Raw genomic sequence first — 26792 nt, forward strand, 5'->3', positions numbered from 1 at the left:
CGGCCGGGTCGCGCGGCCGGGTCGCGCGGCCGGGTCGCGCGGCCGGGTCGCGCGGCCGGGTCGCGACGGCGGGTCCCGCACCTGGGTGACCGGCAGACGGACGGGAGGCGCGGTGCCAGCCGGCACCGCGCCTCCCGTCCGTCCCGGGGTGACGCGGTCTAGCCGCGCAGCTCCAGGTACTTGGCGATGAGCGCCTTCGTCGACGAGTCCTGCGCGTCGAGCGCGGACTGGTCGCCGTCGACCGCCGGGGCGATCTGCAGCGCGAGCTGCTTGCCGAGCTCCACGCCCCACTGGTCGAACGAGTCGATGCCCCAGATGGTGCCCTCGGTGAACACGATGTGCTCGTAGAGCGCGATGAGCTGGCCGAGGACGCTCGGGGTGAGCTCCGGCGCGAGGATCGACGTGGACGGCTTGTTGCCGGTGAAGGTGCGCGCGGCGACGATGCCCTCGTCGGTGGTGCCCTCGGCGCGGACCTCGTCGGCGGTCTTGCCGAACGCGAGCGCCTTCGTCTGCGCGAAGAAGTTCGCGAGGAACAGCGCGTGCACGTCCTGGCCCGGCTGCACGGCCTTGCCGTCGCCGGACTCGTCCTTCAGCGGACGGGCCGGCTTCGCGACCGTGATGAAGTCGGCCGGGACCAGGCGCGTGCCCTGGTGGATCAGCTGGTAGAACGCGTGCTGGCCGTTCGTGCCGGGCTCGCCCCAGAAGACCTCGCCGGTGTCGGTCGTGACGGGGGTGCCGTCCCAGCGCACGCGCTTGCCGTTCGACTCCATGGTGAGCTGCTGCAGGTACGCGGCGAAGCGGTGCAGGTACTGCGTGTACGGCAGGACCGCGTGGCTCTGCGCACCGAGGAAGTTCGTGTACCAGACGTTGAGCAGGCCCATCAGGACGGGGACGTTCTGCTCGAGCGGCGTCGTGCGGACGTGCTCGTCGATGGCGTGGAAGCCGGCGAGGAACTGCTCCCAGTTCTCCTTGCCGATCGCGATGACGACGCTCGTGCCGATGGCCGAGTCGACCGAGTAGCGGCCGCCCACCCAGTCCCAGAAGCCGAAGGCGTTCTCGGGGTCGATGCCGAACGCGGCGACCTTGTCGAGCGCGGTCGACACCGCGACGAAGTGCTTCGCGACGGCGTTCGACTTGTCGTCGTCCGAGGCGTCGGTCAGGCCGAGCCGCTCCCACAGCCACTGGCGCGCCAGGCGGGCGTTCGTCAGGGTCTCGAGGGTGCCGAAGGTCTTCGACGCGACGATGAACAGCGTGGTCTCGGGGTCGAGGTCCGCGGTCTTCTCGTAGATGTCGGCGGGGTCGATGTTCGAGACGAAGCGCGCCTCGAGCCCGGGCTGCACGTACGGCTTCAGGGCCTCGTAGACCATGACCGGGCCGAGGTCCGAGCCGCCGATGCCGATGTTGACGACGGTCTCGATGCGCTTGCCGGTCACGCCGGTCCACGCACCGGAGCGCACCTGCTCGGCGAAGGCGTACACCTTGTCGAGCGTGGCGTGCACGTCGGCGTCGACGTCCTGGCCGTCCACGACGAGCGCCGGGGTGGCGCCCTTCGGGCGGCGGAGCGCGGTGTGCAGGACGGCGCGGTCCTCGGTCACGTTGATGTGGTCACCGGCGAGCATCGCCTGGAAGCGCTCGGCGACCTTCGTGTCCTTCGCGACCTCGAGCAGCGCGTCGAGGATCTCCGGGGTCACGAGCCCCTTGGACAGGTCGACGGTCAGGTCGGCGGCCTGGAACGTGTACTGCTCGGCACGACCGGGGTCGCTGTCGAACCAACCGCGCAGGTCGGGGGTGAAGCCGTCGGCGATGCCGGCGAGCTTCTTCCATCCGTCGGTCGACGTGGGGTCGACGGGAGCAGATTCGGTCACTTCGGTCCTCCTGGGATCGCGTTCGATCAGTCGAGCCCGCGGGTCACCGCAGCACTGCGTCGCGGACCACCTTCGAGCGTAGTGCCGCGGGGGTGCGGTCGCGCACAGCGCCCTCAGGCCTGCGGCCGGAACCGACGCAACCGCAGGCTGTTCGTCACGACGAAGACCGACGAGAACGCCATCGCCGCCCCCGCCAGCACGGGGTTGAGCAGCCCCGCCATCGCGAGCGGGATCGCCGCGACGTTGTACGCGAACGCCCAGAACAGGTTGCCCCGGATCGTCCGCAGGGTCGCCCGCGACAGCCGCACGGCGTCCGCGACGACGGTCAGCCGTCCGCTCACGACCGTGATGTCACTCGCCGCGATCGCCACGTCGGTGCCGGCGCCCATCGCGATGCCGAGGTCGGCCGCCGCCAGTGCCGCCGCATCGTTCACACCGTCGCCGACCATCGCCACGGTCCGCCCCTCGGCCTGCAGGCGACGGACGGTCTCGAGCTTCGACGCCGGGGTCGCCTGGGCGTGGACCTCGTCGATGCCGGTCTGCTCGGCGACCGCACGGGCCGCTCCCTCGTTGTCGCCCGTGAGCAGGACGGGGCGGAGGCCCAGGGCGACGAAGCGTCGGACGGCGTCGGCGGCGTCGGGCTTCACGGTGTCGCCGACGACCACGACGCCGAGCGCGGCGCCGCTGCGGGCGACCACGACGGCGGTTCCGCCCGACGCCTCGGCCGCGGCCACCGCGGTACGGAGGTCCTCGGGGAGCGTGACCGCCCAGGCGTCGGTCAGCCAGGACGCCGTGCCGACGAGCACGACCTCGCCGTCGACGAGCGCCTGCACGCCGGCCCCCGGTTCGGCGCGGAAGTCCGTGGCGGTGGGGACGTCGAGCCCGCGCGCCCGCGCTGCCGCGACGACGGCCCGGCCGACCGGGTGCTCGGACCCGTCCTCGGCGGACGCCGCCAGGGCGAGGACGTCGGCGGCGGCGGCGGAGTCGGCGGCGGAGTCGGCACCAGCTCCGCCCGCCGCCACGACCACGTCCCGGACCTCCGTCGCCCCCGTCGTCACGGTCCCGGTCTTGTCGAGCACGATCGTGTCGACCGTCCGGGTCCGTTCGAGCGCCTGCGGTCCCCCGATCAGGATGCCGAGCTGCGATCCCCGCCCGGTCCCGACGAGCAGGGCCGTGGGCGTCGCGAGGCCGAGGGCGCACGGGCAGGCGATGATGAGCGTCGCGACCGCGGCGGTGAAGGCCGCGGTGAGCGAGCCGCCCGCGACGGTCCAGCCGACGAAGGCGAGCACGGCGAGCCCGATCACGACCGGCACGAACACGGCCGACACCCGGTCGGCCAGGCGCTGCACCGCGGCCTTGCCGGTCTGGGCCTCCTCGACCAGCCGGCCCATGCGTGCGAGCTCGGTGTCGGCGCCGACCGCGGTCACCTCGACCACGAGCCGTCCGCCGACGTTGACGGTCGCACCGGTCACCCGGTCACCCGGTCGCACCTCGACCGGGACGGACTCGCCCGTGAGCACGCCGAGGTCGACCGCGGACGACCCGTCCCGCACGACGCCGTCGCTCGGGATGCGCTCCCCCGGCCGGACGACCACGACGTCGCCGACCACGAGCGAGGCGGTCGGGACCCGCTGCTCGGTCGGCCCGGCCGGGCCGTCCCGCAGCACCGCGGCGTCCTTCGCCCCGAGCTCGAGCAGGGCACGCAGCGCCTCGCCCGACCGTTGCTTCGCCCGGGCCTCCATGTACCGTCCGGCGAGGATGAACACCGTGACGGCCGAGGCGACCTCGAGGTACAGGTCGCTCGCCTCGGGGTCGGCGGCGAACCACGAGAACACCATGTGCATCCCGGGTCGTCCGGCGTCGCCGAGGAACAGCGCGGACAGCGACCACCCGAAGGCGGCGAGGACGCCGACGCTCACCAGGGTGTCCATGGTCGCCGCACCGTGTCGGGCGTTCGTCCACGCCGCACGGTGGAAGGGCAGGGCACCCCAGACCGCGACGGGGGCCGCGAGTGCGAGTGCCGCCCACTGCCAGTTCGGGAACTGCAGCACGGGCACCATCGACAGCAGCACGACGGGCACCGCGAGCACCGCGGACACGACGAGTCGTTGCCGCAGGGGCGCGGTCGGGTCGTCGGTCTCCGGCGCCTCCGGTGGGGCGGCGGCGTGCACGGTCGCGCCGTACCCGGCTGCCTCGACCGCAGCGATGAGTGCGGCGGTGTCCGCCGCGTCCGGGCCGGCGACCTCGACCTGCGCCTGTTCCGTGGCGTAGTTCACCGTCGCGGTGACCCCGGGGAGCTTCCCGAGCTTCCGCTCGATCCGGTTCGCGCACGAGGCGCAGGTCATGCCGGTGATGTCGAGCTCGACGACCCCGTCGCTCACCGTGCCACGACCTCGTAGCCCGCCTCGGCGACGGCGGCGCGCACGGACGCGGGGTCGAGCGGGTGGTCGGAGGTCACGGTCACGGTCGACGAGCCGCCGGGGACGAGTTCGACCGCGACGTCGGTGACGCCGTCGAGCTCGGACACCTCCTCGGTGACGCTCGCCACGCAGTGCTCGCAGGTCATGCCGGTGACGGCGAGGGTCTCGGTGGTCATCTGGGTTCCTTCCGGTCGGTCCGAACAGTGGGTCAGGAGCGGACGAGCCGCGCGATCGCGTCGCTCGCCTCGCGCACCTTCGCGTCGGCGGCCTCGCCGCCCTCGGCGACGGCCTGGGCGACGCAGTGCCGCAGGTGGTCCTCGAGCAGCGAGAGTGCGACGCGTTCGAGCGCACGGTTCGCCGCCGAGATCTGGGTGAGGACGTCGATGCAGTACGTCTCGTCCTCCACCATGCGCGCGATGCCGCGCACCTGCCCCTCGGCACGGCGCAGCCGCTTGAGCAGGTCGTCCTTGTCGTCGATGTACCCGACGTGCGTGTGGTCGTGCATGCTGCCCTCCGTCACCGTGTACGACACGGTACCCCCCTGGGGTATTCCCGGCGCACCGGGTCCAGCGCGCGGGTCCCGGCGGTCGGCTCGCGATCCGGCGTGGTCGGGACACCGGCCGGGAGGCGCGGCTCCGGTCCGCCCCGCCGCCCACGGACCGCGCGTGCACACCTGGTGCGCGTCGGGCCGCGGCCCGCGATGTACGCGGACCGACGCGCATCCCGGACAGGCCTGCCATGATGCGCGGGTGAGCACCACCACGTCGACCAACGGATTCCGCCGCCTGCGGTTCACCGACGGCGACGGCACCGACTACTCACGGATCTTCTCCGCCGAGTACAACGGCCGCGACCTCGGGACCGACACGTTCGTGACCGTCGACACCCGGTACGAGTACACGATCGTCGGCGACGACGACGTCACGCTGCGGACGATGCGGGCCGAGGGCGGACGGCGCGGCGGCGTGATCGGCGCACGCAACGACCACGTGGTGTTCTGGCTCACGAAGGGCCGGCTCACGATGCACTTCGCCGACCGGACGCGCGACGTCGAACCGGGCAGCCCGTACATCGCGTCGGCGTCCGAGGCCTACCGCTTCGAGTCGACCGACACCGTCTACAACGGACTGCACCTGTCCGACCCGTTCCTGCGCACGGTGGGCGACGAGCTCGGCTACCGGCTGCCGAGCGGCCCGCTGCTCTTCGACCAGCAGGACGCGAGCGTGGCACAGCACGAACCCCTCCGGCGGCTCGTGCACGACCTCGCGCCCGCGCTGCTCGACGACCGCGTGGTCGGTCCGATGCGGACGGCGCTCAACCGGCGGCTCGCGACCGTCGTCCTCGACACCTTCCCGATCCGCAACCGCGGAGTCGACGTCCCCGTGGCGAACCGGCTGCGGGACGCGATCCGGTACATCGAGACGCACGCCGCCGACCGCCCCGCGGTGCCGGAGATCGCCGCGGCGTGCGGCCTCAGCCAGCGCGGCCTCCAGGACGTGTTCGCCCGTACCCTCGGGACCACACCGAACCGCTTCCTGCGCGACCACCGCCTCGACGGGGTGCGGCGCGAACTCCTGCACGGGGGCACCGAGGACGGTGTGACGCCGGTCGCGCGCCGCTGGGGCTTCACGAACCCGGGCCGGTTCGCCGCGGCCTACCGGGAGCGGTTCGGCGAGGACCCGGCCGCCACGCTCCGGTCGTCCCGTGCCGCACGGCCCGAGTCCGGCCGGTCCTCGTGGCGGGTCCGCCGCGCGGTCGCGCACATCGAGCAGCACGCCGACGCCGACCTCACCGTCGAGCAGATCGCGGACGCCGCGGGTGTGCGGCCCCGTCGTCTGCAGCAGCTGTTCCAGGAGGAGTGCGGCCAGTCACCGATGGCGTACCTGCGGGCGATGCGCGAACGTGCACGACGCAACCCCGAGGCCGGAATCGGCGGCCGGGCCTGACCCTCCTCCCCCGGGGTACACGGAGAACCGCCGTTCTGGGGCCTTTCCTGGAAACCCGCTGCGACCGATGACGGTGGCGTGACGAACGTCGGTGACAGCCCGTCTCATCCGTGAACAGCATCCGCTGGGCACGAGCCCCGCGGGCACATCGGAAGGAGCACACCCCATGGCTGACACCATCACCACCCCCACCTCCGCCACCACCGCTCGTGGCACCGGCTCGCACGCCTCGGGCTCGACCTCGGGCAAGACGACGATCGACGACACCGTCGTGTCGAAGGTCGCCGGCATCGCCGCCCGCGAGGTCAACGGCGTGCACTCCCTCGGCAACGGCGCCGCCCGTGCCATCGGCGCGCTGCGCGACAAGATCGGCCAGCGCGACTACGGCCAGGGCGTCAAGGTCGAGGTCGGCGAGAAGCAGGTCGCTGCCGACGTCGTGATCGTCGCCGAGTACCCGGTCTCGCTGCAGCAGGTCGCCGACGGCGTCCGTTCGGCCGTCGCCCGCGCACTGACCCAGATCGTGGGCATGGAGGTCGCCGAGGTCAACGTGACCGTCCAGGACGTCTACATCCCGGGCGACGACGACGACAACGAGGACAAGAAGGAGTCGCGCGTTGAGTAACACACTGGTCGGCGCCCTGGTCGGCGCGATCCTCGCCGTCGTGGCACTGCAGTTCGGGTTCTGGGGCTTCGTCCTGGTCATCGTGTTCGGCCTGATCGGCGCCCTCGTGGCGGCCCTGTCGACCGGCAAGATCGACCGCGGCGCCCTGACCGACGTGCTGACCGGACGCCGGAGCTCCCGGTGAGCGCCGGCCCGGGAAGCCTCCCGGTGAGCGCCGTCCCGGGCCGGGTCGAGATCACCGCCAAGGCCCTGACGGCCCTCGCCCGGGCAGTCTCGGCCGAACGGCTCGGGGTCCCCGCGAAGCGGCTCCGGGTCGGGCTCGGTGACCACCACGGCGCGCTGGCGCTCGAGGTGACCGGCCCGATCCGGGAGCAGCACGACATCGTCCAGGCGGCCAGTTCCGCCGCGGACGGCATCAAGTCCCGTGTGCGCGACCTCACGGGTCGCCACGTGGGCAGCGCCCACATCGAGTTGACCGGCATCGTGCGTGAGCACGAGGGCCGGGTCCGGTAGGAGGAACCATGAGCACCAGCAGCATCGAGCGGCGCCTGCGTCGCCGGAGCGTGCACCGGTCCCGGTCCACCGCCGTGTCCGTGGCCCTGGTCGTGACCGCGCTCGTCGCGGCGTGGATCGGCACCGAGTCGGTCCTGAAGGCGATCGGTCAGGCACCCCTGCTCGCCGACCCGCAGACCGTCGTCGACACCGCCCTGAAGCCCGACGCGGCGTTCACGACCATCGCCGAGGTCATCGCCGCGGTCCTCGTGATCGCCGGGATCGTCCTGGTCGTCCTCGCCCTCAAGCCCGGCCGGATGTCGCGCTCCGCGATCGACCACGACCGCGGCGCCGTCGTGATCGACACCCGCATCCTCGCCTCGACCGCAGCCAACGCCGCAGCATCCGCCGCGCACCTGCCCGAGTCGAACACCTCCGCCACCGCCCGCGGCCACCACACCGAGGTGCGCGTGGTGCCCCTGTCCGGCATCCCCGTCGACCAGGCAGCCGTCCGCGACGCCGTCCAGGAACGCCTCGGCCGGCTCGGCGGCAAGCACGGCACCCGCGTCAAGGTGCACGTGGAACAGAAGGGAACCCTGTCGTGACGACCACGAACCGCACCCTGAACCGGATCCTGCTGTTCCTGCTCGGCCTGGTCGCGGTCATCGTCGGCGTCGTCATCGGCGCCGGGGTCCTCACCCCCGTCCGCGACACCGTCAAGCCCTACGTCACGATCCCGTCGACGGTCGACGTGCCGTCGCAGACGTTGTGGATCATCGCCGCCGTCTGCGCGGTCGTGATCATCCTGGCGTTGGTCGTGGTGTTCACCCGTGGTGGTGGCGGCACCTCGGTCGCGGCCCGGGAACGCACGGGCGATGACCAGGTCACCGTGAACGTCGCGCTCGTGCGGGACGTGGTCGACCACGAACTCGCCGACGTCCACGACGTGGTCGCGGCGAAGGTCGACACGTACCTGATCCGGAAGCAGCGGGCCGCGCGGATCAAGGTCCACGTCCGTCGTGGTGGGGACGCGGTCGGTGTCCTGACCGCGGTCGAACACGCCGTCGACACCCTCGACCAGACCCTGGGCCACCAGCTCCCGGTCCTGGTCCACCTCACCGGCGGCACCCGCACCACCCTCGCCAAACCCGCCCGCGTCCACTAGCCGGACCCGGACGACCAGACCGCACCACCAGCTCCACCAGCTCCACCCGCGTCCAGCCGGACGCACCGGCGGAGGCGACCAGCGCCTCCAGTCCGTCACCCACACCGGGCGCGAGCCCGGACAACGGAGAGGAAGAACCCATGGGACTCGACGACAAGATCAAGAACGCAGCGCAGGACCTCGCGGGCAAGGCGAAGGAAGCCCTGGGCAACGCGACCCACGACGACTCGAAGGTCGCCGAGGGCAAGAAGGACCAGGCCGCCGCGAGCGCCAAGCAGACCGGCGAGGACGTCAAGGACGTCTTCAAGCACTAGTGGACCCACGGCCGTCGCTCCCCTGACGGGAGCGACGGCCGTCCTGTTCGAGGAGGAAGCCATGCAGCACGATCCGAACGCCCGGACGCAGATCACCGAGGTCGACCTGCCGTCCGAGCTGACCACCCCGCTCCCCGAGGACGCCGGGCCACTGGTGGTCGCCGCCCGCACCGCGGCGGAGACGGCGCTCGGCGTGCCGGGCGTCCACCACCTGGGCGGCCTCGTCGCCCGAGCCGCCGACCGCGTCCGTTCCCAGCTCGGACGCTCCGCCGGGGCGCCCGGGGTGCAGGTCGACGAGGTCGACGGGACGCTCGACGTCACCGTGTCGCTCGTCGTCACCTACCCGCAGCCCGTGCAGGACGTCGCCGCCGAGGTCCGCCGCCAGGTGACCGCTGCCGTGTCCCAGCTCGGGTCCGGCCAGCCGACCACGGTCGACGTCCGCGTGCTCGACGTGCACGGCCCCTTCGACGACGAGCCCACCCCGGTCGACAAGGTGAAGGAGGCCGTCGGCGACGCCGTCGACCGCACGAAGGACGCCGTCGCCGGTGCCGCGGAGACCGTCCGCGAGGGCGCAGCGGACGTCGCCGAACGGGCGAAGGAGGTCGCACAGGACGCGGCCGCCACCACCCGTGAGGCAGCCGAGCGAGCGAAGGACGCCGCCGGTGACGTCGCCGACCGTGCTCGTGACGCCGCGTCCGACGCGGCCGACCGCGCCGCTGACGCGTCGGCCGAGGCCGGTGCGGCGGCGAAGGACGCCGTCGGTGCCGCGAAGGACGCCGTCGCTGACGCCTCGGACGAGGTGCGCGAGCGTGCATCGAGCGCCGCATCCGCCGCGACCGACGCTGCCGCCGACGCCGGTGCCGCTGCGTCCGACGCAGCCGACGCAGCCGCCGACGCCGTGTCCGACGCACCGTCCGACCGCGGTGGCGCGCACCGTGCCGAGGCGCACGGCGACCACGCCGCCGCCGAGGACCGGGTCGCCGATGCGCTCGACGACGCCGCGGACCGCATCGAGGACGCCGCGGACGTGGTCCGCGACGAGGCCGGGTCGCACCGCCACGACGGCGGCGACGCGGACCGCCCGTGACCTCCGCGTGGGCAGGGCGGCGGGGCTCCTCGCTCCGCCGCCCCCGGCCCCGCGGGGTCTGGATCGCGTCGGGCATCGGCATCGTCCTGGTGCTCGCGATCGCCCTCGGCGCCTACCTGCCGCTCGTGGGCTTCCTCGGCGGTGTGACGGCGACGACGGCCGGCCTGGTGCCGTTCCCGTTCCTGCGGGTCACGGCCGTCACCCTGGTCGGCGTCGTGGTCGTCCTGGCGCTGCTCCTTCTGGCCCTCACCCGTCGGCACACCGTCACCACGGTGCTCGTGGTGGCGCTCACGGTGCTGGTCAGCCTGGCCGTGACCGCCTACCCGGTCGTCACGGTGGCGATCTCGTCGGCCGACCGTGCCGGGGACGTCTGGCCGATCGTCACGGAGCTCTGGCAGCGCTTCACCGGCTGACCCCCTGACCGCCGCGGCGGGCTCGTGACCCGAACACGGGCCCGCCGCGGCTCCCACCGGTCCGCCGCGGCGGGCCGGGAGCGGCCGTCCCACGGCCGCAGCGACACCCCACGCGCGTCGACGCGCGTGGGGTGTCGTCGTGTGCGTGAGGACGATCCGGACGGGACGGGACTGTCCGCCCCGCTCCTCAGCCGGAGTGCGCGTGCGTCGCCAGGCGGGCGAGCCCCTCGTCGATCGACACGGTCGGCTCCCACCGCAGGTCCCGGCGGGTCCGCCGCTGGTCGAACCAGTGCGCCGTGGACAGCTGCTCGGCGAGGAACCGCGTCATCGGCGGTTCGTCCTCGCCCGGGCGCACCCGCCACACGGCCTCGACGAGCGAACCGGCGGCCCGGGCGAGCGCCGCCGGGACGTGCACGCGGGGTGCCGGCACACCGGACGCCCGGCAGATCCCGCCGAGGAGCTCCCCGACCGGACGCGGCTCGCCGTTCGTCACGACGTACGCGGTGCCGTGCACCCGGTCGTCGGCCGCGTGCTCGAGGGCCGCGACCATCGCCGAGGCCGCGTTGTCGACGTAGAGCGTGTCGATGAGCGCCGCGCCGGAGTCGAGCAGCGGCAGCCGCCCCGACCGGGCCCGGTCGACGATCCGTCCGACGAGCTGTGTGTCGCCCGGCCCCCAGACCAGGTGCGGGCGCACCGCGACGACCGCGAACCCGGGGGCGTCGGCACCGAGTGCGAGCAGTTCGGCGGCGGCCTTCGTCCGGGCGTAGTCGCCGCGGGCGGCGTCGGGCTCGGCGGGTCCCGCGCCGACGCCGACGAGGGACGATCCGGTGTGCGCGACCGAGGGTGACGAGACGAACACGAACCGCCCGGCCCCGGCGGCGCGCGCGGCGTCGAGCAGCAGCCGCGTCCCGTCGACGTTGACCCGGGCGAAGTCGGCCGGGTCGCCCGCGAGCGAGACCTTGGCGGCGAGGTGCACGACCGCGTCGACGCCCGCGACCGCACGGCGCACGGCTTCGGCGTCGGTCGTGCTCCCCCGCACGTCGGTCACCCCGTCGACGCCGGACGCCCGGCGCTGGAACGTGCGGACGGCGTACCCGGCGTCGCGCACGGCCGCAGCGGTCGCCCGACCGAGGAAGCCGCTCGCGCCGGTCACCAGCACCGTGGGACGGTCCGTGTCCTCGGCCGGACCGGTGGGACGGTCCGTGCCCCCGTCCGGACCGGTGGGACGTGCTGCGCTCACGGTCGGACCATCCGGGCACCGCCGAGGACCGACGTGGCCCAGCGGGACAGGCGCGCACGGTCGACCTTGGAGTTGTGCCGGATGTCGGTCGGCAGCACGGGCACGACGAGCACCGCGGCGAGCGGGACCCCGGCGGCGGCCCGGACCGCGGTCGCGAGGGACGCCGTCGCGAGGCCCGGACGACGGACGGGCGGTACGGTCTCGACCACGGCGACGACCTGCTGCGTCCCCGTGGGGCCGACGCCCGCGACACCGACGCGGCCGACGCCGTCGACGGCCTCGATCCGCTGCTCCGGGCCGACCGGGGTGACGACGCCACGGGCGGTGGTCACGACGTGCTGCAGACGGCCCTCGACCCAGAGGCGGCCGTCGGCGTCGAGGTGCCCGACGTCACCGGTGCGGTGCCCGCGCGGGTCGTCGACGCCCTGCCGCGAGGCCCGGTTCGTCCGCCAGAGCCGGTCGTAGTGGTCGCGGACGTGCGGCGCCGCGACGACGATCTCCCCCGTGACGCCCGCGGCGTCCGTGGGGGTACCGCTCGGGACGCCGAGGTCGTCGAGCGGCGCGATGCGCACCCGGACCCCGGCTGCCGGGACGCCGACGCAGATGCCGGACCCGGAGGTGTCGCCCGCGGCGCGCACGCCGTCCAGGTCGACGTCGGTCATGAGGAGTCCCTCGGTCATGCCGTAGGGGGTGTGCGCGCTCGCGTTCGGCATGAGCTCGGTCGCCGCCGCGAGGAGCGCCTCGGGGACCGGCGCGCCGGCCGACAGGAACAGCCGGACCCCGGCGAGGGCCTCCCGGTCGGTCGCGGTCAGGTCCCCCGCGGTCGCGACCACGTTCGCCAGGGCGGCCGGCGAGAGGAACACCACGGTGGCGTCGACCGCACGCACGGCATCGGCCACGGCCCGCGCGGTCAGGGTGCGGGGCGCGGTCACGTCCATGTCCGGCGCGACCGACCGTGCACCGAGCGCCGGCCCGAGCAGCGCGAACGGCGCGAAGCCCGCGACGAGTCCGGTCCCGACGCCGACGTCGTACTGCGCCGCGAGCACGTCGCGGACGGCCGCGAGCTGCCGGTGCGTGTACACGACGCCCTTCGCGGGACCGGTCGACCCGGAGGTGAAGAGCACGGCGGCGGGGTCCTCGGGGGACGGTGCGGCCGGCAGGGTCCGCCCGGACGCGAGCAGCCGGGCACCACGGCGTGCGACCTCCGCGAGGGAGTGCTCCACCCGCAGCGCGCGACGCGCGGGTGCGGGCAGCGCGACGGTCGCGATCCGCCGACCCGGCCAGCCGAGCGCGCGCGCCGCCGACAGCCCGGGCAACGCGCCGACGATCCAGTCCGGTCGCGCGCCGCGGACGGCACGCGTGAGACCGCGCAGCCCGAGTCCCGCGTCCGCGACCACGACGACGGCACCGATCCGGACGCACGCGTACAGGACCGCGGTCAGGTCGGCACCCGGGGTGACGAGGAGCGAGACGCGGTCGCCGTGGCGGACGCCGAGGTCGGCGAGCCCGACCGCGACCTCGTCGACACGGCGCGCGAGCAGGCGCCAGGAGACGGTGCGGGGTCCGCCGGGTGCGGCCATCTCGACGAGCGCGGGCCCGTCGGCGTCGCGCTGGTCCTCGAGTGCGGCCCAGAGCGGCCGGCTCGCGTCGGCCGTGTGGTCCGGGACGTCGGCCGGGAGGCGCGGCTCGACCCCGGCGGGCGCGTGTCCGTCCGGCAGGTGGTCACCCAACCAGTCGGTGAGCGTGCCCGCCACGTCGGCGTCGTCGGGCAGCAGGTGCCCGGCGCCCTCGAAGCGGTGCACGTCGGCGTGCGGCAGCCGTGCCGTGAGGTCGTCGAGGTAGCGCTCCAGGAACACCGGGTCGCGCGGCCCCCACACCAGGAGCGCGGGCACCCGCAGGGCGGCGACACCGGTCGCGATGCGGTCGAGCTCGGCGGCGCTCGGGTGCGCGGCGTCGACCGGGATGTCCGCGACGAAGCCGCCGATCCCCCCGCGGCGCGCGGCCCCGCGGTACGGCGCACGGTAGGCGTCGGCGACGGGTCGGTCGAGCCGGGGGTGGGCGATCGCGAGCGTCGTCTCGAGGAACGCCGGCGTCAGGACCGTCCCGCGCCCGAGCACCTGCGGCCGCAGTGCGAGCCGGAGCGGAGCGGGGATCGGGGCGTCCTCGGGCTGGTGCACGGCGGTGTTGCACGTGACGACCCCGGCGAGCAGCCCGGGGTGGTCGACCGCCCAGCCGAGGGAGACGACACCGCCCCAGTCGTGCCCGACCGTGACGACCGGACCGGTCAGCCCGAGCACGTCGGTCAGGGCGCCGAGGTCGCGCACGCGGTCGGCGAGGCGGTGCTGCACGCCGGTGCGCTCCGAGAACCCCATGTCCAGCTGGTCGACCGCGACGACGCGCCAGGCCGGGCCGCCGGCGCGGGCGACCGCGAGGGTCTGCGCCGCGACGGACCGCCACAGGTACGACCACGTCGGGTTGCCGTGCACGCACAGCAGCGTGCCCACCGGGGTCGCGCCGAGCGCGTCGAGGGAGCCGGCCGTGTCGAGGAGGTGCCACGTGCGGTCCGGGTGATCCGTGCCTCCCGTCCGGTCCGTGCCACCCGGGACGGTGACCAACCGCGACCAGGCCGGGTCGAGTCCGGGCAGGGGCGGCGGGAGCGTCGCCGGAGCCGTGGAGGCGGCGACGCGCGGGAGGTCGGACCTCACCAGCGCAGTTCCATCATCGCCGTGTTGATGCCGGAGCCCACGCCGCCGAGGAACACGCGGTCACCGCGGGTGATGCCGCCGCGGGCGACCTCGTCCGCGAGGGTGATCGGGATCGACGCCGGACCGACGTTGCCGTAGCGCTGGTACGTCGTCGGCACCTTGGCACGCGGGATGCCGATCGCCTCGACGAAGGCGTTCGTGTGCACGTCCGAGACCTGGTGCAGCACGTAGCGGTCCATGTCCGCCCAGTCGAAGTGCGCGCGGGCCTCGGTCCAGGCGGCGACGACGAGCTCCATGCCGCCCTTGAGCAGCATCTTCGCGTCGGTGAACATGCCGTCGACGCTGCCGACGCACAGGTCGTACCACTGCGTCGCGGCACGGGTGACACCGCCGATGATGCGGTGGCCCTCGGGGTGCACGTCGGACGGGCCGAGCACGGCGGCCGCGGCACCGGACCCGAGGGTCAGGCTCGCGAACTCGCTCATGAAGTCCTTGCGGTTCCGGCCGCCCTGGTTGAGGCGGTCGATCGTGTTGAGCTGCACCTGGTCGGCGTCCTCGCCGTCGACCACGAGCGCGTACTTGATCTGGCCGGAGTCGATCATGCTCGCGGCGACGCTCATCGCGTTGACGAAGCCGAGGCACGCGTTCGCTATGTCGAAGTTGATCGCGGACGACGGCAGGCCGAGCCCGTGGTGCAGCCGGACGGCGACGCTCGGCTCGAGGTGCGGGCGGGTCACCGACGTGTTGATGAGCAGCCCGACGTCCTCGGGGCGGATGCCCGCCTCGGCCATGGCGCGGCGGCCGGCGTCGATCGCGGCGTCCTGGAAGGTCTGGCCCTCGCCCCAGTTGCGGCGCTCGGTGACGCCCGCGACGCGCTCCAGCAGGCCCATCGGCAGGCGCAGGCGCCGGAGGACCCCGCGCAGCTTCGCCTCGATGTCGGCCGAGGTCGTGACCCGCTCGGCCGTGGTCGTCGCGACCGAGAGCAGGGACACGTTCTGGTGCTTCGCGGTGGCGTTGCCCGGGCGCTCCACGTCGTCGTTCGGGGTGGGTTCGACGGGGCGGTCAGCGAGTATCGTCACCGGGTCATCTTTCCGCATCGTGGCTGGGTGTGGGGTCCGTTCCGGGTGGGAGACGGCGTCATGCGTCCTTCGGGAGCTTCCGGACCTTGCTCCGACGGCGCCGGCGGTCCGGGATCATCGAGCGCATCTCCTCGAGCTTGCCGAAGCAGAGCAGCCGGTCGCTCGCCTGCAGGGTCACGCCGCTCCGGGGGTTCGGGATCACGTTCGCGCCGCGGTGCAGGGTGAGCACCGTGATGTCGCGGTCCCAGAGCCCCGACTCCTTGATCGTCCGGCCGACCAGGTCGGCGTTCGTGTGCACGAGGAGCTCGGCGACACCGTACCCGGTCGACACGCTGAGGCGCTGGCGCACGTCGATCTCCGGGAAGGCGACCTGGTTGCCGATGAAGTCGATGATCGCGCCGGCGACGTCGAGGCCCGTCGCACGCTCGATGCCCTCGAGCCCGGGCGACGAGTTGACCTCCATCACGAGCGGGCCGTCGTTGCCCTCGAGCATGTCGACGCCCGCGACCCGGAGACCCATGATCTGCGCCGAGCGGACCGCCGCCTCCTCGTACTCGGGCGTCAGCGTGACCTTCTCGACCGTGCCGCCGCGGTGCACGTTCGACCGGAACTCGTCGCCGCTCGCACTCCGGCGCATCGCCGCGACCACCCGGTCGCCGACGACGAGCGCGCGGATGTCCCGCCCCCGGCTCTCCGAGACGAACGCCTGGATGAGGACGTTCTGCTTCGTCGAGTGCAGCGTCTCGACGATCGACTCGGCGACCTTCGCCTCCGGTGCCAGGATCACGCCGATGCCCTGCGTGCCCTCGAGCAGCTTGATGACGACGGGCGCACCGCCGACCCGGTCGATCGCCCCGCGGACGTCGGCGCGGCTGTTCACGAACGTCGTCGCCGGCATGCCGATGTGGTGCCGGGACAGGATCTGGTTCGCGCGGAGCTTGTCGCGCGAGTTCGTGATCCCCGTCGCGGTGTTCGGCGTGTACACGTCCATCTGCTCGAACTGCCGCACGACCGCGGTGCCGTAGTACGTGATCGAGTTCCCGATCCGGGGCAGCACGGCGTCGTAGTCGCTGAGCAGCTTGCCGCGGTAGAGCAGGTCGGGCTCGTCGGCGGTCAGGTCGATCGCGAACCGCAGCGTGTTCAACACCTTGACGTCGTGCCCGCGGTCGATCGCGGCGGCACGCAGGCGCTGCGTCGAGTACGCGTGCGGGGCGCGCGACAGGATGGCGAGTTTCATCGGGGTGCTCCACGGGGGTTCGAGGACGTCGACGGCGACGCTCCATCAAAGCATGCGACAGGATGGCCCCATGGCCCGGAACCCGATGATCGCAGGCTGGCGCGAGTGGGCTGCCCTGCCCGGTCTCGAGCTGCCCTGGATCAAGGTCAAGCTCGACACCGGCGCCCGGAGCTCGGCACTGCACGCGTTCGACCTCGAGGAGCTCCCCGGCGACCGCGTGCGCTTCTCGGTGCACCCCTGGCAGGACACCGACGCCGACGCCGTCACCCACGAGTGCGACGTGCACGACCGGCGGGTCGTGCGGAGCTCGACGGGCCACACCCAGGAGCGCATCGTCGTGCTGACGCCGATCACGCTGGCCGGGATCACGGTCGACGCCGAGGTCACGCTGAGCAACCGCGACCAGATGGGCTTCCGGATGCTCGTCGGTCGGCAGGCCCTGCGGCAGGGGTTCCTCGTCGACCCGGCGCGGTCGTTCACGGCGGGACGGGCGCCGAAGGAGATCCGGCGGCGCAACCGCGGGCGGGCCTGAGGCGCGGTCGCGCTGGGCGCGCTGCGCGCGCTGGGCTGGCCGCTGGTCGCTGCGCGCTGGCCGCTGGCCGGTGGCCGGTGGCCGGTGGCCGGCGTAGCCGTGCCGCGCCGTGCGCCGGCGGCTGCCGGTGCCGCGTGCTCCTGCACAACGGGAAGCACGTCGAACCACGTCGTTCCGTGGTGCGGCATGCTTCCCGTTGTGCGCGCCTCCCGACATGCGGCCGACTCCACGGCGGACGGGAGGCGCGGGGCCGGCTGCATCCGCGCCTCCCGTCCCGGAGGGGCCGTATTCCACACGCTCCTTGTCGATTCGTCTGAAATGCTACGTTCTCCACATTGCCGGTCTGGTGATGGGGGTGGGACGTGGGGTTCGGGTTCGACGACGGCGCAGCTGCGCGGCTCGCGGCGTGCGCTGCGCAGGCCGCACTGGCGCTGCGCGGGAGCGCGTGGCCGCGACGGAGCGCTGCAGAGGCAGCGCTGCGGGACTTCGACGGCGGGTACGCGCGACTCTTCGAGACCGCCAGGACCGTCGAGTACGAGGACCGGGTGCGTCTCGCGCACGCCCTCGACGACCTCGCCGACCAGGTGCGGATCGCCCGGCACCAGGCCTCACAGGAGCGCCACCGACGGTCGGAGCTCGCGGCCTGGCGGAAGCGGGCAGCTGACCGCGAGCACACCCTGGTCGGCATCGCTGCCGCGTGGGAGCCCCTGCTCGATGCGAGCGCAGCAGCCTTCGACCCGGAACCGACCGCGGCCCCGATCAGACCGACGCCCGTCACCGCGACCTTCCGTGCTCGGCACCGACGACGGACCGGCGCGCAGGCGACCGGGCGCAGCAGTGCCGATCCGGAACGGTTGCGCCGGTTCACCGCCACGGCCCAGGCGCAGGACGGTGTGACGGAACAGGACCTCGTCCGCGTCCGGAACGCGTGGGCGGGCTTCCGTGACCGGTGCGGGTGGGTCCCCGTCGAGGCACCGCCGCTGCCGGGCGGTTTCGGTGCGTACCTCGACGAGAACGCCGAGGACGCCCGGTGGGCGGCGCGGATCGCCGACGCGTTCGAAGCCGCCGGAGGACGATCGGTCGCCGACGTCGCGCTCGACATCGCCGGAGTGTCGACCCTCTCCCCTGCGGCACGGCGGCTGCTGGAGCCGTCCCTGACCCCGGCGGAGGTCGCGGCGGCCTGGACGGACCTCGGGCTCACCGCCGAGGACATCGCAGTACTCCCGCTGCGGACCCAGGTGCAGGTGGCGAACCTCGACGGGTTGCCCGCCGTCGCTCGTGACGTGGCCTCGCGGCGGGTGCTCGCCGCGGCGCTCCGAGACCCCGAGCGGATGTACCGGCTCTTCGGACTGGCGTACACGTACGGAGCGGTGAGCCTCGAGGAGTTCACCACACAGGTCCGCGCGCTCGCGCACGGGCTCCAGCGAGCGGACCGGATCGTAGCCGACCTGCCGGCGCCGACCGCGACGGTGGCGCAGCTCGTCGGCTTCGGCGTCGCGAACGGCGCTCCCGTCGCCGCGGTCGTGCTGGGCGACCTCGACACCGCCGCGAACGTCACGGTGAACGTCCCCGGAGCGACGACGACGCTCGGCAGCACGCTGGAGAAGGCGCAAGCCGCTTCTGGGCTCCTCCGGTCTGCCGCGAGGGCACGGAAGACGGATTCGTACGCGGTCGTGTCCTGGTTCGGCTACCGCGCACCCGCCTTCCCCGAGGTCCCGGCGCAGGGGCGGGCCGCCGCGGGTGGGGCCGAGCTGGCGTCGTTCCTCGACGGCATCCACGACAGCCGAGGGGGCGCACCGCGTCGGTCCACGGTCCTCGGCCACTCGTACGGCTCCACGACCGCAGCCGAAGCGCTGGCCCAGACCCGACCCCTGGCTCGACGGCTCAGGACACCATCTCGAAGATCGTCGCTACCGGAGTACCAGGATGAAGATCATGCGATCGCTTCGTGCCCTCGTAGCAGCCGCCTGCTGCGCTTGGCTCCTCACCGCGTGCACCAGCCCAGGAGGCCACATGCCAGTCGATGCCGCAGGTCTGACAGAGGACGACGTGGCGGAGTTGTCGGCGCAGCAGGAGTTCGACCGGTACGCCGAGCGCTACGCGCAGATGCAGGTGGTCCTCGCGGAAGCGCAGCGAGCGGTACACGTCGGCGAGTGGTCGTGGATCGGCGGCGACCGGGTTCCCAACATCGGCGGAGACGGAATCGTTCCGCTCCGTGGAGCCGGTCCCCGCAACAGTTACTTCCTCCGGAGCGATCGGCTGTGGTCGCCTGCTGGAGCGACCGGAGACCCGCGCGATCTGCAGCCCATGATCGACTTCTTCGGGCAGCGCGACTGGTCCTACCGCGAGCGGACACGAGGTCGCTACCACGAGGTCCTGGCTGACACGGGAACCGGTTGGCACGTCGAGTACGAGGTGCAGCCCGATGGGGACTACGGCCTCACCGTGTACAGCGGGCAGTACTGGACCAACGACGGCCACGCACTGACCGAGGCCGTCGGCGGCCGCAATGACGGCGAGTACCCCGAGGAGTCCCTACCCGGCGAGTACCCGCCGTTCCCGAAGTGGAGCGACCCGATCATCAGCCCGCCGAAGACCTGAGCGCGCATCGCCCGCCAGCCCAACGGGAGCGCCTGCCGGCGGTGCAGGAGCGCGGCATGCAGCTCGCCACCGTCAGCGCGACCGCCGTCCCCGGCGGGCCGAGACGGTCGCGCCTCGTGTCGCGTGCGAGGTGACGAACGGGAGGCGCGGTGCAGGTGACGCGCGCGCGTCACCGGCACCGCGCCTCCCGTCCGTACCGTGGGCCTGCGCGGTCAGGGCAGGAGCGCGACGGCGACCGCGCGCGCGGTCGCCGTCCCGCCTGCCGCATCCCGCAGCCGCATCGCCAGCGATCCCGACACGACGAGCAACAGCTGCTCGGCGAGCGCCGGGGCTGCGGCACCGACGAGCGGGCGGGCGGTCTCGGTCAGCCGGCGGCGCAGCGTGTCGGTCTCCCGGTCGAGCACGGCCCGGACGTCGGCGGGGGCGTCGACGTACTCGGCGGCGGTCCCGAGGAACGCGCACCACCGTGAACCGGTCGGGGTCGCGCGGTGGTCGTCGAGCGCGTCGAACACGGCGAGCAACCGGCCGCGGTCGTCGGACGCCCGGGCGACGGCGCGGTCCCACGTGGCGGTCCAGTCGTCGTGGCGGCGGTCGAGGGCGGCCGCGACGAGGGCCTCCTTGCTGGGGTACCCGCGGTAGAGCGTCGCCGAGGACACCCCGGCGCGCTCGAGAACCGCATCCACCGGGGTCGCCGCGATGCCCCGGGTGAAGAAGAGCTCCTCGGCGGCGTCGAGCACGCGTTGCTCGGTCGCTGGACGCATCGCCATGCCGTCAGCCTACGATCCCAGAAGTGAAACGATCGTTTTTGTTCTCGGACCGGGTCCTGATCGGGAGCGGGCTCGGGCTCATCGCCGCGACGTACGGTCTCGTGCGGCTGGCGTACGGCCTGTTCCTCCCGGACGTGCAGCGCGACCTCGGCTTCGGTGCGGACGTCGCCGGGGCCGTCTCCGCGGGCGGTTCGGTGCTCTACTGCGTCGGCGCGGTGGCCGGGTCCGTCCTCGCCGGGCGGGCGGCCCGGGCTCTCGCCGCTGTCGCCGCCCTGATCGCGGGGGTCGGAGCACTCGTGATGGCGGCGAGCACGTCGACCCTCGTGTTCGGGACCGCCGCGGTGGTGGCCTCGGCAGGGGCCGGCATCGCGTCGCCCGCCCTGGTGCGGCTCGTCGGCGACCGGGTCGAGCACGCCGCACTCCCCCGTGCGCAGGCGATGGTCAACTCGGGCACCGGCCCCGGGCTCGTCGCCGCAGGTTTCCTCGCCCTCGTCCTGCTGCCCGACTGGCGCACGGCGTGGACCACGGCGGGGATCGTGACGCTCGTGGTGGGCGGGGTCCTCGTCACCGCTGCCGGGTCGGCCCGGGACACAGCGGGCCGAGGACGACCCCCGGCAGGTCCCGCCGGCCCCGACCGGCGCTGGCTCGTCGCGCACGCCCTGCCGATGGCCGTCGCCCTGGCCTTCGGGGCGGGATCGGCCGTGGTGTGGACGTACGGGCGGACGGCACTGGTCGAGGCCGGCGTCGGGAGCGCGCTGTCGGTCGGCGCGTGGGTCGCCCTCGGCGCCGGCGGCGCCCTGGTCGCGGTGACCTCACGGTGGACGAGCGCACTGTCCGCGCGCCGGCAGTGGGCGCTGACGGCCGCCGTCGCGGGCGCCGCGGTGCTCGTCCTCGGCGTCGCCCCCGCGGTGGTGCCGGTGTCGCTCGCGGCGTGCACGGTGTTCGGCTGGGGCTACACCGCGGCGACCGGCGGGCTCATCGCCTGGACGACGGAGGTCGACCGGACCCGGGCCCCGGTCGGCACGTCCGCGCTGTTCGTCCTCCTCGTCGCCGGACAGGCACTCGGTGCGGCGGTCGCGGGCACCGTGCTCGGCTTGCTCGGGACGGCCGCCACCTTCGTCGTTGCCGCCGCGGTCGTGCTCGCCGCCGCACTGGTCCCCGTGGTGGCCGCGCGCACGGCGCTGCGCCGACCGGTCGCCACGCGAGGGCACGAGGCCCGATGATGGGCACGTGCACGCGCCGGACCGCCGGGACGACGTCGACCGGCTGTGGGCCGACGGCGATCATCGGGCTGCCCTCGCCCTGTTGCGGGAGCGCGTCCGCGCCGACCCGACGGACGCGCACGCGCGCCGCGCACTGGTAGAGCGCTACCGCGCACTCGGCCACCCCGACCAGGCGGGGCGGTGGGGACTGACCCTGCCCGAGAGCGTGACCGACGTCGAGCGGGACCGCGCTGCGCGCCTGCTCGCATCGTCGGGCGTGCGACCGGGCGACCTGGCGCGTTTCCTCGCCCTGCCGCTCCGCGAACCGCTCCCGCCGAGCGTCGTGGACCTGCTGCCCGAGGTCGAGGAGCACCGCGCACGGATGTCCGTGCACCCGCGCCGGCGCTCGGCGGAGGCACGTCGGCCGACGTCCGCGTTCGAGGAGCGCTGCGCCGACGTCGCCGAGGCCCTGGTGGTCGTCGTGGCGGGGTGCCTCGTCTTCGCGTTCGTGGCGGCGGTCGCGACGTGGGCCGGTGCGCCCCTCGACGACCTCGTCCTGTGGAGCGGGCTGGCTTCGCTCGCGGTCGCTGCGGTCGCCGCAGCCGTCCGGGCCGTGGGCGCACTCGGGTCCCGTCGCCCCCTCCGCGCGACCGGGTGGGCGACGACCGCCGCCGTGCTCGGCTCCGTCGTCGCGATGGGCGTGCTGCAGGTGGTCGGGACCGGAGGGCCGGGACGGGACTGGTGAGGAAGGCTCCGGCGGCGCCGCCGGGTACCGCTACCGTGGAGCACATGGGGCGGACGACGACGGAGTGGGCGCGGCTGCCGATCGGGCGCCGTGAACAGCGGCAGGACCTCCTGCTCGCGCTCGTGCTCACGGTGGGGCTCGCCGTCACGACGACCCTGTACGGCGCGTCGGGCCTGTACGAGGACGACCAGGCGGCGTGGTGGGTGTCGGCGCTCATGGTCGTGGCGAACGCGGCCCCGCTCGCCTTCCGCCGCCGGTGGCCGATGACGGTCGCGGTGGTGGCCGCGCTCGCGTTCGCCGCCACGCAGCTCCTGCACGTGCCCGAGGTCCTGCTCATCAACTTCACGCTGTTCATCGCGCTCTACACGGTCGGTGCGTGGTGCTCCGACCGCGTGCGCGCCGAGGCGGTGCGGTGGGTCGTGATCGTCGGGATGTTCGTCTGGGTGTTCCTGTCGATCTCGTTCGGGTGGTCGATGCCGAGCGCGTTGCCCAAGGACGACGGCGCCCTCATCGCGCCCTACGTCGCGTACTCGCTCGTGAACATCCTCATCAACGTCCTGTACTTCGGCGGCGCCTGGTACGCGGGCAACCGGGCCTGGGCGTCCGCGGTCGCGAAGCACGACCTCGCCGAACGCACCGCGGAGCTCGCGGCCGAACGGGAGCGCACCGCCGCCCAGGCCGTCACGCTCGAGCGGGTGCGCATCGCGCGGGAGCTGCACGACGTCGTCGCCCACCACGTCTCGCTCATGGGCGTGCAGGCCGGTGCGGCCCGACGCGTGATCGATCGTGACCCGGGGCAGGCCGCGACCTCGCTCGGCGTGGTCGAGGACAGCGCACGCACGGCGGTCGAGGAACTCCGTCGGATGCTCGGCACGCTCCGCTCCGACGACGAGCCGTCGGGCGGGGACCGCGCCGCCACGACCGCCCCGAGCACCGCGGGCCTCGCTCGGGTGCCGGAACTCGTCGACGCGGTGCGGACGGCCGGGCACCCGGTCGAGTACGTGGTCGTCGGCGACGAGCGCCCGGTCCCGCCGACCGTCGGCGCGGTCGCGTTCCGCATCGCCCAGGAGGCGGTGACGAACGTCCTCAAGCATGCCGGTCCGACCGCGCGCGCCGACGTGCGGCTGCGGTACCTCGACGACGGCATCGAGGTCGAGGTCGCCGACGACGGCCACGGCGAGCGCGCGGTCCGGCGGACGGACGGCAGCGGCCTCGGCCACGTCGGGATGCGCGAGCGCGTCGCGGCGGTCGGCGGGCGCATCGAGATCGGGCCGCGCGCCCGGGGAGGGTACCTGGTGCGGGCATGGCTGCCGACGACCTGACGATCGTGCTCGCGGACGACCAGGACCTGGTCCGGGCCGGCTTCCGCGTCATCCTCGAGTCCGAGCCCGGCTTCCGGGTCGTCGGCGAGGCGCCCGACGGTGCCGCCGCGGTGGACGCCGTGGTGGCGCTGCGGCCGGACGTCGTCTGCCTCGACGTGCAGATGCCGGGGGTCGACGGCCTCGAGGCCGCCCGACGGATCGCCGCGCTCCCGGACCCGCCCGCCGTGCTGGTGCTCACGACGTTCGACGACGACGACGCCCTGTTCCAGGCGCTCGAGGCCGGGGCGAGCGGGTTCCTGCTGAAGAACGCCTCCCCCGAACGGCTGATCGACGCGGTCCGCACGGTCGCGGCCGGCGACGCCCTGCTCGCCCCGGACGTGACCCGGCGGGTGATCAGCCGCGCGACCACCGCCCGTCCGACCGGCACGACGGGCGGCACCGGCACCGGCACCGACGAAGGTGTCGACACCACCGCCGACACCGCGAGCAGGACCGACCCCGGCACCGCCGCCATCGCCGCCGCGGGCCTGACCGAGCGCGAGTCCGAGGTGCTCCGCCTGCTCGCCAAGGGCTACAGCAACGCCGAGATCGCCGCGGCCCTGTACGTGGGCGAGGCCACCGTGAAGACCCACGTGTCGAACGTGCTGCAGAAGCTGTGCCTGCGCGACCGCATCCAGGCGGTCGTCTGGGCGTTCGAGCACGGCGTCGCCGCCCGCCCCTGACGGACCGGACAGCACCGGCCCACCCACCGCTCCCCCGTGCGGTGGAGCCGCCCCGTACCGGAGTCCCCCCCTCACGTGGGAGGCGACCCGCGCCTCCCGGCCAATACGGTCGACGTGTCGGCGAGGACCGCCGACGGAAGGGGACGACGATGCTCACCATCGAAGGCGTCACGAAGCACTTCGGCGACCGCCGGGTGCTCGACGACGTGGGGTTCACGGTCGGCAGCGGCCGCCTGACGGGGTTCGTGGGCGGCAACGGCGCCGGCAAGACCACGACCATGCGGATCCTGCTCGGCGTCCTGCAGGCCGACGCGGGGACGGTGTCGATCGACGGCGCGACCGTCGGTCCGGCCGACCGTCGCCGCTTCGGCTACATGCCGGAGGAGCGCGGGCTCTACCCGAAGATGCCGGTCGCCGAGCAGATCACCTACCTCGCCCGGCTGCACGGCGTCGACAAGCGGACCGCGGGGCAGCGGACCGCGGCGCTGCTGGAACGCCTCGACCTCGAGCAGCACGCCGACGACGCCGTCGAGAAGCTGTCCCTCGGCAACCAGCAGCGCGTGCAGGTCGCCGCGGCGCTCGCCCACCAGCCCGAGGTCCTCGTGCTCGACGAGCCGTTCTCCGGCCTCGACCCGATGGCCGTCGACACCGTGCTCGGCGTCCTGCGCGAGACGGCGGCGACCGGCGTGCCGGTGCTGTTCTCCAGCCACCAGCTCGACGTGGTCGAGCGCCTCTGCGACGACGTCGTCGTGATCGCCGCCGGCACGATCCGTGCGGCCGGCCCGCAGGAGGAGCTCCGTCGCGCGGCGGGCCCCGCGGCGTGGGAGCTCCTGGTCGAGGGAGACCTCGCCTGGCTCCGCGCCGAGCCCGGGGTCGTCGTCCGCGAGTTCGACGGCGGCTACGCCGTGTTCGAGGCCGACGACGCCACCGCCCAGGCCGTCCTGCAGCGTGCGGTCCAGCACGGCACCGTCGGGTCGTTCGCGCCCCGGGTGCCGCGGCTCAGCGAGGTCTTCCGGGAGGTCGTGCGATGACAACGGCACGCCAGGCCACGTCCCGCCAGGGCACGTCCCGTCAGGGCACGTTCGTCAACGCGGTGCAGCTCGTCACCGCGCGGGAGATCCAGGCCCGTCTCCGCAGCAAGGCGTTCATCGTCTCCGCCGCGATCCTGATCCTCGCCGTCGTCGCGTCGATCGTCGTCGCCGGCATCGTCGGCAAGGCCACCGCGGACGACACCACGCCGGTCGCGGTCGTCGACGGCGTGAGCCTGACGTCGACGCGTGGCCTCGACGTCACGCAGACGTCGAGCGTCGCGCAGGCCGAACGGCTCGTCCGCTCGGGTGACGTCGACGCCGCGGTCGTGCCGTCCGACGACACCCTCGGCTACCGCGTGGTCGGGCTCGACGACGTGCCGACCGACGTCGTGAGCGCGCTGAGCACGACCCCGCGCGTCGACCTGCTCGACCCCGGTGCGCTGCCCGCGGGTCTGGTGTCGCTCATCGGGATCATGTTCGGTGTCGTGTTCTTCGCCTCGGCGGTCACGTTCGGCTCGTCGATCGCGCAGAGCGTCGTCGAGGAGAAGTCGACCCGCGTCGTCGAGATCCTGATGGCCGCGATCCCGGCCCGGGCACTGCTCGCGGGCAAGGTGCTCGGGAACAGCCTGATGGCGTTCGCGCAGATCGTCGCGGTGGCCGTCGCGGCGGCGATCACGCTCGCGGTGACCGGGCAGGACAACATGTTCTCGATGCTCGGCCCGAGCGTGTTGTGGTTCGTCGGCTTCTTCGCGATCGGCTTCGTGCTCATCGCCGCGATGTTCGCCGCGTCCGCCGTGCTCGTCTCGCGCCAGGAGGACGTCGGCAGCGTCACGATGCCGGTGATGATGCTCGTGATGATCCCGTACATCCTCATCGTCTCGGCGGCGGACAACCCCACGATCGTCGGGATCATGTCGTACGTCCCGTTCAGCGCGCCGATCGGGATGCCGATGCGGATCTTCCTCGGGACCGCCCAGTGGTGGGAGCCGATCCTGTCGCTGCTGATCGTCGCCGTGTCGGTGGTCGTGGTCGTGCTCGTCGGCGCGCGCATCTACGAGAACGCGCTGCTCCGCACCGGGGGTCGCGTGAAGCTCGCGGAGGCGCTGCGCGGCTGACGCCGCCACGGGACGGACGGGAGGCGCGGTGCGGGCGGGCACCGCGCCTCCCGTCCGTCGTGTGGTCGCGTCCCGCCGCCCTCGATGGAGCAGACGACGTCGGGTCCGGGCCCGCCACCCGACGRTTCCTGCTCCATCCGCGTGGAGGGACGGGCGCGGGGGGACGGGAC

At 73.8% G+C, this 26792-nt stretch carries 28 protein-coding genes and 1 pseudogene; 18 read left to right on the forward strand and 11 right to left on the reverse strand.

The genetic code is table 11. The annotated features are described in order from the left end of the window. Positions 1–158 precede the first annotated feature (158 nt). From pgi to BEP24_RS17095, 4 genes are all read right to left on the reverse strand, one after another. The gene (pgi, locus tag BEP24_RS11160) at positions 159–1865 is read right to left on the reverse strand and encodes a glucose-6-phosphate isomerase (RefSeq protein WP_065963364.1); all 1707 of its coding nucleotides are present in this window, start codon (positions 1863–1865) and stop codon (positions 159–161) included. 113 nt (positions 1866–1978) lie between these two features. Next, on the reverse strand, positions 1979–4246 hold the full coding sequence (locus tag BEP24_RS11165; RefSeq protein ID WP_065963367.1) for a heavy metal translocating P-type ATPase: 2268 nt from the start codon (positions 4244–4246) through the stop codon (positions 1979–1981). Continuing rightward, positions 4243–4461, reverse strand: a complete 219-nt coding sequence (locus tag BEP24_RS11170) for a heavy-metal-associated domain-containing protein (protein WP_065963368.1) — start codon at positions 4459–4461, stop codon at positions 4243–4245. Before BEP24_RS11170 ends, BEP24_RS11165 begins: the two co-directional genes overlap by 4 nt. A gap of 32 nt (positions 4462–4493) precedes the next feature. After that, complete coding sequence (locus BEP24_RS17095; protein ID WP_065963407.1) at positions 4494–4790, reverse strand: metal-sensitive transcriptional regulator; 297 nt, start codon at positions 4788–4790, stop codon at positions 4494–4496. A gap of 244 nt (positions 4791–5034) precedes the next feature. On the opposite strand from BEP24_RS17095, the gene BEP24_RS11180 reads away from it, so the two are divergent. The 9 genes from BEP24_RS11180 to BEP24_RS11220 all read left to right on the forward strand — a co-directional run bounded on the left by BEP24_RS11180 (position 5035) and on the right by BEP24_RS11220 (position 10324). Then, a complete protein-coding gene (locus tag BEP24_RS11180) occupies positions 5035–6231 on the forward strand; it encodes a helix-turn-helix domain-containing protein (RefSeq protein WP_065963371.1) in 1197 nt (398 codons plus the stop codon). A 166-nt stretch (positions 6232–6397) separates the two neighbouring features. Beyond that, positions 6398–6853: an Asp23/Gls24 family envelope stress response protein gene (locus BEP24_RS11185; RefSeq protein WP_139197497.1), complete on the forward strand. Its 456-nt coding sequence runs from the start codon at positions 6398–6400 to the stop codon at positions 6851–6853. Beyond that, positions 6846–7037, forward strand: a complete 192-nt coding sequence (locus BEP24_RS11190) for a DUF2273 domain-containing protein (protein ID WP_065963373.1) — start codon at positions 6846–6848, stop codon at positions 7035–7037. The genes BEP24_RS11185 and BEP24_RS11190 overlap by 8 nt, the downstream gene beginning before the upstream one ends. A 23-nt stretch (positions 7038–7060) precedes the next feature. After that, positions 7061–7366 carry a hypothetical protein gene (locus BEP24_RS11195; protein ID WP_065963374.1) on the forward strand — a complete coding sequence of 102 codons (306 nt, stop codon included), beginning with the start codon at positions 7061–7063 and terminating at the stop codon, positions 7364–7366. Positions 7367–7374: 8 nt separating this feature from the next. Continuing rightward, a complete protein-coding gene (locus BEP24_RS11200; protein WP_065963375.1) occupies positions 7375–7950 on the forward strand; it encodes a DUF6286 domain-containing protein in 576 nt (191 codons plus the stop codon). After that, on the forward strand, positions 7947–8510 hold the full coding sequence (locus BEP24_RS11205; RefSeq protein ID WP_065963377.1) for a hypothetical protein: 564 nt from the start codon (positions 7947–7949) through the stop codon (positions 8508–8510). Before BEP24_RS11200 ends, BEP24_RS11205 begins: the two co-directional genes overlap by 4 nt. Before the next feature lie 140 nt (positions 8511–8650). Continuing rightward, positions 8651–8824 carry a CsbD family protein gene (locus tag BEP24_RS11210; protein WP_065963379.1) on the forward strand — a complete coding sequence of 58 codons (174 nt, stop codon included), beginning with the start codon at positions 8651–8653 and terminating at the stop codon, positions 8822–8824. 61 nt (positions 8825–8885) lie between these two features. Further along, positions 8886–9911, forward strand: coding sequence for an Asp23/Gls24 family envelope stress response protein (locus BEP24_RS11215; protein ID WP_065963381.1), 1026 nt, complete (start codon positions 8886–8888; stop codon positions 9909–9911). Then, positions 9908–10324 carry an MFS transporter permease gene (locus BEP24_RS11220; RefSeq protein ID WP_065963383.1) on the forward strand — a complete coding sequence of 139 codons (417 nt, stop codon included), beginning with the start codon at positions 9908–9910 and terminating at the stop codon, positions 10322–10324. The genes BEP24_RS11215 and BEP24_RS11220 overlap by 4 nt, the downstream gene beginning before the upstream one ends. A 187-nt stretch (positions 10325–10511) precedes the next feature. Here the strand turns inward: BEP24_RS11220 and BEP24_RS11225 are convergent, their stop codons facing one another. The 4 genes from BEP24_RS11225 to rimK all read right to left on the reverse strand — a co-directional run bounded on the left by BEP24_RS11225 (position 10512) and on the right by rimK (position 16585). Continuing rightward, positions 10512–11483, reverse strand: a complete 972-nt coding sequence (locus BEP24_RS11225) for an NAD(P)-dependent oxidoreductase (RefSeq protein WP_065963410.1) — start codon at positions 11481–11483, stop codon at positions 10512–10514. Between the two features lie 77 nt (positions 11484–11560). Next, a complete protein-coding gene (locus BEP24_RS11230) occupies positions 11561–14269 on the reverse strand; it encodes an alpha/beta fold hydrolase (RefSeq protein WP_065963385.1) in 2709 nt (902 codons plus the stop codon). Then, the gene (locus tag BEP24_RS11235) at positions 14266–15300 is read right to left on the reverse strand and encodes a 3-oxoacyl-ACP synthase III (protein WP_065963412.1); all 1035 of its coding nucleotides are present in this window, start codon (positions 15298–15300) and stop codon (positions 14266–14268) included. Before BEP24_RS11235 ends, BEP24_RS11230 begins: the two co-directional genes overlap by 4 nt. A 106-nt stretch (positions 15301–15406) precedes the next feature. Further along, positions 15407–16585 carry a 30S ribosomal protein S6--L-glutamate ligase gene (rimK, locus tag BEP24_RS11240; RefSeq protein WP_065963388.1) on the reverse strand — a complete coding sequence of 393 codons (1179 nt, stop codon included), beginning with the start codon at positions 16583–16585 and terminating at the stop codon, positions 15407–15409. A gap of 70 nt (positions 16586–16655) precedes the next feature. Between rimK and BEP24_RS11245 the strand changes: the two genes are divergently transcribed. Beyond that, positions 16656–17117, forward strand: coding sequence for a RimK/LysX family protein (locus tag BEP24_RS11245; protein WP_065963391.1), 462 nt, complete (start codon positions 16656–16658; stop codon positions 17115–17117). 608 nt (positions 17118–17725) lie between these two features. Here BEP24_RS11245 and BEP24_RS18060 read toward each other — a convergent pair. Then, a complete protein-coding gene (locus tag BEP24_RS18060; protein WP_253181664.1) occupies positions 17726–18730 on the reverse strand; it encodes a hypothetical protein in 1005 nt (334 codons plus the stop codon). On the opposite strand from BEP24_RS18060, the pseudogene BEP24_RS18190 reads away from it, so the two are divergent. Then, positions 18677–18919: pseudogene (locus tag BEP24_RS18190) on the forward strand (alpha/beta hydrolase); the annotation flags it as partial. The gene BEP24_RS18060 and the pseudogene BEP24_RS18190 overlap by 54 nt on opposite strands. Positions 18920–19001: 82 nt before the next feature. Here BEP24_RS18190 and BEP24_RS18065 read toward each other — a convergent pair. Next, a complete protein-coding gene (locus tag BEP24_RS18065) occupies positions 19002–19262 on the reverse strand; it encodes a hypothetical protein (protein WP_253181665.1) in 261 nt (86 codons plus the stop codon). A gap of 162 nt (positions 19263–19424) precedes the next feature. Between BEP24_RS18065 and BEP24_RS16655 the strand changes: the two genes are divergently transcribed. Continuing rightward, a complete protein-coding gene (locus BEP24_RS16655) occupies positions 19425–19718 on the forward strand; it encodes a hypothetical protein (RefSeq protein WP_083230300.1) in 294 nt (97 codons plus the stop codon). Positions 19719–19930: 212 nt separating this feature from the next. Here BEP24_RS16655 and BEP24_RS11255 read toward each other — a convergent pair whose 3' ends face one another. Continuing rightward, positions 19931–20485, reverse strand: a complete 555-nt coding sequence (locus BEP24_RS11255) for a TetR/AcrR family transcriptional regulator (protein WP_065963395.1) — start codon at positions 20483–20485, stop codon at positions 19931–19933. Between the two features lie 23 nt (positions 20486–20508). Here BEP24_RS11255 and BEP24_RS11260 point away from each other — a divergent pair, with 23 nt between their 5' ends. The 6 genes from BEP24_RS11260 (at position 20509) to BEP24_RS11285 (ending at position 26622) form a co-directional block, all read left to right on the forward strand. Further along, entirely contained in the window at positions 20509–21708 is a 1200-nt protein-coding gene (locus tag BEP24_RS11260) for an MFS transporter (protein ID WP_065963396.1), read from the forward strand. Positions 21709–21715: 7 nt separating this feature from the next. Then, complete coding sequence (locus BEP24_RS17100; RefSeq protein WP_065963397.1) at positions 21716–22432, forward strand: tetratricopeptide repeat protein; 717 nt, start codon at positions 21716–21718, stop codon at positions 22430–22432. A 44-nt stretch (positions 22433–22476) separates the two neighbouring features. After that, entirely contained in the window at positions 22477–23754 is a 1278-nt protein-coding gene (locus BEP24_RS11270; protein ID WP_065963400.1) for a sensor histidine kinase, read from the forward strand. Next, a complete protein-coding gene (locus BEP24_RS11275; protein WP_065963402.1) occupies positions 23736–24476 on the forward strand; it encodes a response regulator transcription factor in 741 nt (246 codons plus the stop codon). Before BEP24_RS11270 ends, BEP24_RS11275 begins: the two co-directional genes overlap by 19 nt. A gap of 149 nt (positions 24477–24625) precedes the next feature. Further along, positions 24626–25507, forward strand: a complete 882-nt coding sequence (locus BEP24_RS11280) for an ATP-binding cassette domain-containing protein (protein WP_065963404.1) — start codon at positions 24626–24628, stop codon at positions 25505–25507. Next, entirely contained in the window at positions 25504–26622 is a 1119-nt protein-coding gene (locus BEP24_RS11285; RefSeq protein ID WP_065963405.1) for an ABC transporter permease, read from the forward strand. The genes BEP24_RS11280 and BEP24_RS11285 overlap by 4 nt, the downstream gene beginning before the upstream one ends. Positions 26623–26792: the final 170 nt, after the last annotated feature.

The sequence above is a fragment of the Curtobacterium sp. UCD-KPL2560 genome (assembly GCF_001705035.1).
In the GTDB taxonomy this organism is placed as follows: domain Bacteria; phylum Actinomycetota; class Actinomycetes; order Actinomycetales; family Microbacteriaceae; genus Curtobacterium.

Bases quoted from the DNA above. Each gene is read 5' to 3' on its own strand.
- BEP24_RS11170 (WP_065963368.1), bottom strand. From the start codon at position 4,461: ATGACCACCGAGACCCTCGCCGTCACCGGCATGACCTGCGAGCACTGC.
- BEP24_RS17095 (WP_065963407.1), bottom strand. From the start codon at position 4,790: ATGCACGACCACACGCACGTCGGGTACATCGACGACAAGGACGACCTG.
- BEP24_RS11185 (WP_139197497.1), top strand. From the start codon at position 6,398: ATGGCTGACACCATCACCACCCCCACCTCCGCCACCACCGCTCGTGGC.
- BEP24_RS11200 (WP_065963375.1), top strand. From the start codon at position 7,375: ATGAGCACCAGCAGCATCGAGCGGCGCCTGCGTCGCCGGAGCGTGCAC.
- BEP24_RS11210 (WP_065963379.1), top strand. From the start codon at position 8,651: ATGGGACTCGACGACAAGATCAAGAACGCAGCGCAGGACCTCGCGGGC.
- BEP24_RS11215 (WP_065963381.1), top strand. From the start codon at position 8,886: ATGCAGCACGATCCGAACGCCCGGACGCAGATCACCGAGGTCGACCTG.
- rimK (WP_065963388.1), bottom strand. From the start codon at position 16,585: ATGAAACTCGCCATCCTGTCGCGCGCCCCGCACGCGTACTCGACGCAG.
- BEP24_RS11245 (WP_065963391.1), top strand. From the start codon at position 16,656: ATGGCCCGGAACCCGATGATCGCAGGCTGGCGCGAGTGGGCTGCCCTG.
- BEP24_RS16655 (WP_083230300.1), top strand. From the start codon at position 19,425: ATGATCGACTTCTTCGGGCAGCGCGACTGGTCCTACCGCGAGCGGACA.
- BEP24_RS11255 (WP_065963395.1), bottom strand. From the start codon at position 20,485: ATGGCGATGCGTCCAGCGACCGAGCAACGCGTGCTCGACGCCGCCGAG.
- BEP24_RS11270 (WP_065963400.1), top strand. From the start codon at position 22,477: ATGGGGCGGACGACGACGGAGTGGGCGCGGCTGCCGATCGGGCGCCGT.
- BEP24_RS11275 (WP_065963402.1), top strand. From the start codon at position 23,736: ATGGCTGCCGACGACCTGACGATCGTGCTCGCGGACGACCAGGACCTG.
- BEP24_RS11280 (WP_065963404.1), top strand. From the start codon at position 24,626: ATGCTCACCATCGAAGGCGTCACGAAGCACTTCGGCGACCGCCGGGTG.
- BEP24_RS11285 (WP_065963405.1), top strand. From the start codon at position 25,504: ATGACAACGGCACGCCAGGCCACGTCCCGCCAGGGCACGTCCCGTCAG.